Genomic DNA, 5,452 nt, shown 5'->3' with positions numbered 1-5,452 from the left:
GGTTTGCGCCTGAATAATGCTGGTGCGGGCGGCAATTGAAGCCGCCCGCACCAGCATTATTCAGGCGCAAACCCGCGTCGATGCCGCGCAGGCGACGGAGCGACGTATCCTCGCCGATATCGACGATAGCGAGCTCAAAGCGCCGCGCGACGGCCGAATTCAGTATCGCGTCGCCGAGCCGGGCGAAGTCCTGGCCGCCGGCGGCCGGGTGCTGAATATGGTCGACCTCTCCGACGTCTATATGACCTTCTTCCTGCCAACCGAGCAGGCGGGCCTGCTGGCGCTGGGCAGCGAGGCGCGCATCGTGCTGGACGCGGCGCCAAACATGGTCGTTCCCGCCCATATCAGCTTTGTCGCCAGCGTCGCGCAGTTTACGCCGAAAACGGTAGAAACCAGCGATGAGCGCCTGAAGCTGATGTTCCGCGTGAAGGCCCGTATTCCGCCGGAGCTGCTGGAGCAGCACCTGGAGTATGTCAAAACCGGCCTGCCCGGCATGGCATACGTTCGCCTGGATAGCCAGCAGGCCTGGCCCGATACGCTCACGGTGAGGTTGCCGCAATGAGAGGCTCTCAGCAGGATACTTACCCCCCGGTCGCCCTGCTGGAACACGTTGGCCAGCGCTTTGGCGCCACCGTCGCGCTACGGGATATCACGCTAAGCATTCCCGCCCGTCGGATGGTGGGCCTGATTGGCCCTGACGGCGTCGGCAAATCCAGCCTGCTGTCGCTGATTTCCGGGGCGCGGGCGATTGAACAGGGCAACGTAATGGTCCTCGGCGGCGATATGCGCGACGCCCGGCATCGGCGGGATGTCTGCCCCAAAATCGCCTGGATGCCGCAGGGGCTGGGCAAAAACCTCTATCACACCCTGTCGGTGTATGAAAACGTCGATTTCTTTGCCCGCCTATTCGGTCACGACAGGGCCGAGCGCGAGAACCGCATCGATGAGCTCCTGCACGGCACCGGGCTGGCCCCTTTCCGCGACCGTCCTGCCGGGAAGCTGTCCGGCGGGATGAAGCAGAAGCTCGGCCTTTGCTGCGCGCTGATCCACGATCCGCAGCTGCTGATCCTTGATGAGCCCACCACCGGCGTTGATCCGCTTTCGCGCGCCCAGTTCTGGGAGCTGATTGACAGCATTCGCCGGCGCCAGCCGGAGATGAGCGTGCTGGTGGCGACGGCCTATATGGAAGAAGCGGAGCGCTTCGACTGGCTGGTGGCGATGAACGCCGGGGAAGTGCTGGCAACCGGCAGCGCCGAAGAGCTCAAGGCGCAAACCCGCAGCCAGACGCTGGAGCAGGCGTTTATCGCCCTGCTGCCGGCAGCCCAGCGCGTGGCGCACAAAGAGGTCATCATCCCGCCGCGCGGCGCGCAGGACGATGACATCGCCATTGAGGCCCGCGATCTGACCATGCGCTTTGGCAGCTTCGTGGCGGTCGATCGCGTGAATCTCCGCATCGCCCGCGGCGAGATTTTTGGTTTCCTCGGCTCAAACGGCTGCGGTAAATCAACCACTATGAAGATGCTTACCGGCCTGCTGCCCGCCAGCGAAGGCGAGGCCTGGCTATTCGGTCAGCCGGTCGATCCGAAGGACATCGAAACCCGCCGCCGCGTCGGCTATATGTCGCAGGCCTTCTCCCTCTACAGCGAGCTGACCGTCAGGCAGAACCTCGAGCTGCACGCCCGCCTGTTCCACATCCCGGATGGCGAGATCCCCGCTCGGGTGGCGGAAATGAGCCAGCGCTTTATGTTAACGGAGGTCGAAGATACCCTGCCCGCCGCGCTGCCGCTGGGCATTCGTCAGCGGCTCTCTCTCGCCGTGGCGGTGATCCATCGCCCGGAAATGCTGATCCTTGATGAGCCAACTTCCGGCGTCGATCCGGTCGCCAGGGATATGTTCTGGCAGCTGATGGTCGATCTCGCCCGTCAGGATCGGGTGACCATTTTTATCTCGACCCACTTTATGAACGAGGCAGAACGCTGCGATCGCATTTCGCTGATGCACGCCGGAAAGGTGCTGGCCAGCGATACGCCGCAGGCGCTGGTGGCCCGGCGCGGTGCGGCAACGCTTGAAGAGGCGTTTATCGGCTGGCTACAGGATGCCCAGCAGCCCGTCGCTGAAACAGCGCCCGCGCCGCCGGCTAGCGCTTCGTCCGTGACGACGGCAGCACAGCAGGCGTTCAGCCTGGGCCGGCTCTTTAGCTACAGCCGGCGCGAGGCGCTGGAGCTGCGGCGCGATCCGGTACGATCGACCCTGGCCCTGCTGGGTACCGTTATTCTGATGTTCATCATGGGGTACGGCATCAGCATGGACGTGGAAGATCTGCGCTTCGCGGTGCTCGATCGCGACCAGACCCTCAGCAGCCAGGGCTGGTCGCAGAATATTGCCGGCTCGCGCTACTTTATTGAGCAGCCGCCGCTGCAGAGCTATGACGAACTGGACAGGCGGATGCGCAGCGGCGAGCTGGCGGTGGCCGTTGAAATCCCGCCTAATTTTGGCCGCGATATTGCCCGCGGCACGCCGGTGAAAATTGGCGTCTGGGTGGACGGCGCCATGCCTAATCGTGCCGAGACGGTGCGCGGCTACGTTCAGGCCATGCATCTGGCGTGGCTACAGGAGATGGCCGGGCGTCAGGCCTCTCCCGCCCGCGATACGTTGCTGATATCCATCGAGACGCGCTATCGCTATAACCCGGACGTGAAAAGCCTGCCGGCCATCGTTCCGGCGGTGATCCCGCTGCTGCTGATGATGATCCCGGCGATGCTCAGCGCGCTAAGCGTGGTACGTGAGAAAGAGCTTGGCTCAATCATTAATCTGTACGTCACCCCGACGACCCGCAGCGAGTTTCTGCTCGGCAAGCAGCTGCCCTATATCGTGCTGGGAATGTTTAACTTTTTCCTGCTGTGCGCGCTGTCGGTGTTGGTGTTTGGCGTAGCGCATAAGGGCAGTTTTCTGACCCTGACCCTGGCGGCGCTGCTCTATGTCACCATCGCCACCGGGCTGGGGCTGCTGATCTCCACCTTTATGAAAAGCCAGATTGCGGCCATCTTCGGCACCGCCATTATTACGCTGATACCGGCCACGCAGTTTTCCGGCATGATTGATCCGGTCGCGTCGCTGGAGGGGCCCGGCCGCTGGATTGGTCAGATCTACCCGACCAGCCATTTTCTGACCATCGCCCGCGGCACATTCTCAAAAGCCCTGAGCCTGACGGATCTGTGGGCGTCCTTTATACCGCTGCTGATTGCCGTCCCGCTGGTGCTTGGCCTCAGCGTATGGCTGCTGAAAAAACAGGAGGGATGATGCGCGGAGTACGCAATATTTATAATCTCGGCGTCAAGGAGCTGCGCAGTCTGCTTGGCGATAAGGCGATGCTGACCTTAATCCTCTTCGCCTTTACCGTGTCGGTCTATTCCTCTGCGACCGTGATGCCAGGCTCGCTGCATCTGGCGCCGGTGGCGATTGCCGACATGGATAAATCGCAGCTCTCTTCGCGCATTATCAACGGCTTTTATCGGCCGTGGTTTTTATCGCCGGAGCTGATTAACGAAGATGAGATGGATGCCGGGCTGGATGCCGGGAACTATACCTTTGCCATTAATATTCCCCCCAACTTTCAGCGCGACGTGCTCGCCGGGCGGCAGCCGGAAATACAGGTTAACGTCGACGCCACGCGGATGAGCCAGGCGTTTACCGGCAATGGCTATATCCAGAATATTATCAGCGGGGAGGTGAACGGCTTCGTTGCCCGCTATCGGGATAACGCCACTCTGCCGGTAGAGCTGGCGGTGCGCATGCGCTTTAACCCCAATCTTGAGCAGGAGCGCTTTGGCGCGGTCATGGCCATCATCAACAACATCACCATGCTGGCGATCGTGCTAACCGGCTCGGCGCTGATCCGCGAGCGGGAGCACGGCACGGTCGAGCACCTGCTGGTTATGCCGGTGACGCCGTTTGAAATTATGCTGGCAAAAATCTGGTCGATGGGGCTGGTGGTGCTGGTCGTTTCCGGGCTTTCGCTGCTGCTGATGGTTCAGGGAGTGCTGCAGGTGCCGATTGAAGGCTCGATCCCGCTGTTTATGCTGGGCGTGGCCCTGAGCCTGTTCGCAACCACCTCCATCGGGATCTTTATGGGGACGGTGGCGCGCTCGATGCCGCAGCTGGGGCTGCTGATGATTCTCGTACTGCTGCCGCTGCAGATGCTTTCAGGCGGCTCAACCCCGCGGGAAAGCATGCCCCAGGCGGTACAGGATATTATGTTAACTATGCCGACCACCCACTTCGTCAGCCTCGCGCAGGCGATTCTGTATCGCGGTGCCGGATTTGCCATCGTCTGGCCGCAGTTTTTAACCCTGATGGCGATTGGTGCAGTGTTTTTTGCCATCGCCCTGCTGCGGTTTCGTAAGACCATCGGCGCGATGGCGTGAATGAGCCGTACCGGCCGTCACCTTAGGCGGCGGCCGGTGAACTATTTTTTGCTGTTTATCACGCGGCGCAGCAGCCAGGTAAAGCCCATCGCCATGCTAAACAGAATGAACAGCAGCACGACCCAGCTCACCGAGATGCGGACCAGCGTGCCGAAGGTCATCAGCGGCTGCAGATAGACGGTAAACGAGTCGCTTAACGGCTTATCCATCAGCATATAGGCGCTATCGGCCAGCCAGACGCAGACGCGACACGCCAGCCAGATAATTGCCGGCCAGCAGAGCAGGACCAAAAAGGTAAGGCGTTCTTGTACGTAGCGGGTGAGCCGGCGCAAAGGGGGCCAGCCAAGCAGGATTTTCATTTATATTCTCATATTGCCACCCGGTAACAGGGGTTATTTAGCCCCGGGAGTGACCGAAACAGGCATTAATATCGGCAGTACGCTTGATATTTTATATCACAATTCGGTTAATCCGAACCCGATCAAGTTAACAAAGTGTTAAGGACAGTAAATCATTTTATTGGCAAAGTCCAGTTATTACGATTTTACGTCTGGAATAGCGAAACGTTATTTTGTAAGCAATTGATAATATTAATTAAATATAATTCAGGCGTGAATTAAAGATATTCAGAGAATTAATTAAAAACCGTGGTTTTATATTTAAAACATAGCTGGTTTATATTTTAAATATAGCATCGGAGATGGGAAGGCGTTGTGCTTATCAGAAGAGTGCGGATTACGGGGGAAGGCCCGCGCGGCGTAAGGCCATTGTTTGTTTCAGGGGATGGTTTGATTGCTGGCCGCTGGATATTCCCGGTTCGCGGCGCGCAGCGCCCGATCCGGACGACGTCCGGCCGCTTTTCATGAACCGCAGACAACAAAAAAACCCCATGCTTTCGCATGAGGTTTTTCTGTTTATTTGATGCCTGGCAGTTCCCTACTCTCACATGGGGAGACCCCACACTACCATCGGCGCTACGGCGTTTCACTTCTGAGTTCGGCATGGGGTCAGGTGGGACCACCGCGCTG

General features: G+C 59.4%; 3 protein-coding genes, 1 rRNA gene and 1 pseudogene. 3 read left to right on the top strand and 2 right to left on the bottom strand.

What is annotated here, in order from left to right:
* Positions 1 to 13 precede the first annotated feature (13 nt).
* The 3 genes and pseudogenes from PFH44_RS24530 to PFH44_RS24520 form a co-directional block, all read left to right on the top strand.
* A pseudogene (locus tag PFH44_RS24530) lies at positions 14 to 562 on the top strand (HlyD family secretion protein); the annotation flags it as partial.
* Positions 559 to 3,300, top strand: a complete 2,742-nt coding sequence (rbbA, locus tag PFH44_RS24525; RefSeq protein WP_283826444.1) for a ribosome-associated ATPase/putative transporter RbbA — start codon at positions 559 to 561, stop codon at positions 3,298 to 3,300. The pseudogene PFH44_RS24530 and the gene rbbA, both read left to right, overlap by 4 nt.
* Positions 3,300 to 4,424: an ABC transporter permease gene (locus tag PFH44_RS24520; RefSeq protein WP_283826443.1), complete on the top strand. Its 1,125-nt coding sequence runs from the start codon at positions 3,300 to 3,302 to the stop codon at positions 4,422 to 4,424. Before rbbA ends, PFH44_RS24520 begins: the two co-directional genes overlap by 1 nt.
* A 41-nt stretch (positions 4,425 to 4,465) precedes the next feature.
* Here the strand turns inward: PFH44_RS24520 and PFH44_RS24515 are convergent, their stop codons facing one another.
* Together PFH44_RS24515 and rrf are read right to left on the bottom strand one after the other, a co-directional pair.
* Positions 4,466 to 4,783 (bottom strand): hypothetical protein, encoded by a 318-nt coding sequence (locus tag PFH44_RS24515; protein WP_041143863.1) that lies wholly within the window; start codon positions 4,781 to 4,783, stop codon positions 4,466 to 4,468.
* Between the two features lie 564 nt (positions 4,784 to 5,347).
* Positions 5,348 to 5,452, bottom strand: a 5S ribosomal RNA gene (rrf, locus tag PFH44_RS24510); the annotation flags it as partial.

Source organism: Klebsiella sp. Ech2A (assembly GCF_030078455.1).
Lineage (GTDB): Bacteria > Pseudomonadota > Gammaproteobacteria > Enterobacterales > Enterobacteriaceae > Klebsiella > Klebsiella terrigena.
This window is presented reverse-complemented; position numbering and strand designations above follow the sequence as displayed.

Bases quoted from the DNA above. Each gene is read 5' to 3' on its own strand.
- PFH44_RS24520 (WP_283826443.1), top strand. From the start codon at position 3,300: ATGCGCGGAGTACGCAATATTTATAATCTCGGCGTCAAGGAGCTGCGC.
- PFH44_RS24515 (WP_041143863.1), bottom strand. From the start codon at position 4,783: ATGAAAATCCTGCTTGGCTGGCCCCCTTTGCGCCGGCTCACCCGCTAC.
- rbbA (WP_283826444.1), top strand. From the start codon at position 559: ATGAGAGGCTCTCAGCAGGATACTTACCCCCCGGTCGCCCTGCTGGAA.